This window comes from Gryllotalpicola sp. CP2-P1 (genome assembly GCF_057512245.1).
The window spans coordinates 1-2,274 of record NZ_JBLRDT010000299.1 but is presented as its reverse complement, the minus strand read 5'-3'; the positions used below and the strand labels follow the sequence as shown (position 1 = coordinate 2,274).

The following is a 2,274-nucleotide window of genomic DNA, read 5'->3' as shown; positions in this document are numbered from 1 at the left end:
GATTCCGCCGCCGCGGCTGCCGCGCCCCGACCTCACCCGGTTCGCGCTGAACGCGCGGCTGCTCGGGCGCACCGAGGGCGACGGCGAGCTCTTCGAGCAGACGGTCGACGACATCCTCGCCTTCCTGCGCGGCGACTACGTCGCCGACGAGAGCGTGCCGGTCGTCGCGACACCCGCGCACGACCACGGCGGCGTCGAGGTCTGGGTGCACGGCAGCACACCGGGCGAGAGCGCACGCATCGCCGGCGAGCGCGGGCTGCCGTTCGGCTCGAACTACCACGTCGCGCCGACCTTCGTGCTCGAGGCGATCGCCGCGTACCGCGCGGCGTTCCGCCCCTCTGCCGTGCTCGCGAAGCCGTACGTGATCGTCTCCGCCGACGTCGTTGTGGGCGAGACGGATGCCGCGGCCGCGGAGCTCGCAGCGGGGTACGCGCCGTGGGTGCTCAGCATCCGTTCGGGAGCGGGCGCGATCCCGTTCCCGACCCCCGAGGAGGCCCACGCGCGAGAGTGGACCGACGACGAGCGGGCGCTTTTGCAGGACCGGCTCGACACCCAGTTCGTCGGGTCGCCCGAGACGGTGGTCGCGCAGCTCGAGACGCTGCAGCGCGTCACCGGCGCCGACGAGCTGCTCATCACGACCATCACCCACGACCACACCGATCGGGTGCGCAGCTACGAGCTGCTCGCCGAGGCGTGGAACCCCCGCCGCGACGAGGCCGCGGCGGTCGCCGCGTCCGCGGGCACCGAGACCGAGTTGGAGGCAGTGCGATGAGTTCAGGCATCCGTTCGATCGCCTTTCTGATCCCCGGGAACTATGAGGACGACGACCCGTACCGCGGTCTCGAGGACACGCTGCGCGTGTTCGAGCACGGCGAGCGACTCGGCTTCGACGGCGCGTGGGTGCGCCAGCGCCACCTCGAGCACGGGGTGTCGTCGGCGGCGACGTTCCTCGCGGCGGCGACGCAGCGCACGCGCCGCATCGAGCTCGGCAGCGCGGTCATCCCGATCGGCTACGAGAGCCCGTTCCGGCTCGCGGAAGACCTGTCGACGGCCGACGTGCTTTCGCGCGGGCGGCTGCAGGTCGGCGTGAGTGCCGGAATCCCACCGCACATCGACCTGATCGGCGACCGGGTCTTCGACGGCGACTGGCGCGACTACGACCTCGCGCACGGCCGCGTCGCTCGGCTGAAGCGCGAGATCGAGGGCGACTTCATCGGCGGGCCCGACACCGTCGTGCACTCGCCGGGGAACACGCAGCGGCCGCGCCTGCAGCCGCACAGCCCGGGGCTCGCCACGCGGCTCTGGTACGGCGCGGGCAGCCTGCGCTCGGCGCAGTGGGCGGGCGAGAACGGGCTGAATCTGCTTTCGGGCAACGTCATCTCGGTTCCGGGCGCCGCCGACTTCATCGCGGCGCAGCAGGCGGTGCTCGGCGCCTATCGCGCGGCGCTGCCCGGCGGCCTCAGTCGGCGCATCGCGATCGGCCGCGTGATCGTGCCGACCGACGGCGCGAGCCCCGAGGCGCGCGAGCGCTACCGCCGCTATGCGGAGGGCCGCTACGAGCGCACCCTCGTCGCGCACGGCGAGCGCCAGACCCGCTTCCCGGCGGACCTCGTCGGCAGCTCGGCCGAGATCATCGACAAGCTACTCGCCGACCCGGTTGTGACATCCGTCAGCGAGCTGCGCATCGAGCTGCCCTACGAGTTCAGCATCGACGACTACCGGCAGATCCTCGGCGACTTCCGTGAGCACATCGCCCCGGCGCTCGGCTGGCGGCCGCGTGAGGATACGCCGCTGGTGATCAGGCAGGCGCGACCCGAGGAATACGCCAGGGTCGGCGAGCTCACGCACGCCGCGTACGCGCGCGACTACACGATCGGCCCCGACTATGCCCACCAGCTGCTGCACCCCGAGGAGCGCACGAACGACTACGACATCTGGGTCGCCGAGGATGCCGTGAGCGGCGAGCTGCTCGGCACGACCTCGATCCTGCGCGAGACGCCGGAGGCGCGGGGGCGCGCGCTCGACGACGAGCTCTACTTCCGCCTGCTCGCCGTCGCCCCGAGCGCGCGCCGGCGTGGCATCGGCGTGCGGCTGACCGAGCTCGCGTTCGACCTCGCCCGCGAACGCGGCCTGCGCGCCGTGGCGCTCAATAGCGGCGAGGACATGGTGGGCGCGCACGCGCTCTACCGCAGCCTCGGGTTCGAGCGGATTCCTGACCGAGACGTCCACTTCGGGGAGGGCGACCAGGTGCACACTGTCTACACCTTCGCGCGC

General features: G+C 72.4%; 2 protein-coding genes. Both read left to right on the top strand.

Annotated elements, in window-relative coordinates; translation table 11 throughout:
• A partial coding sequence (locus tag ACM2XV_RS14495) for an LLM class flavin-dependent oxidoreductase (RefSeq protein WP_487027443.1) occupies positions 1 to 772 on the top strand: 772 nt, incomplete at its 5' end.
• Positions 769 to 2,274 (top strand): LLM class flavin-dependent oxidoreductase (locus ACM2XV_RS14490; protein WP_487027442.1); only part of this gene is annotated, 1,506 nt, incomplete at its 3' end. The genes ACM2XV_RS14495 and ACM2XV_RS14490, both read left to right, overlap by 4 nt.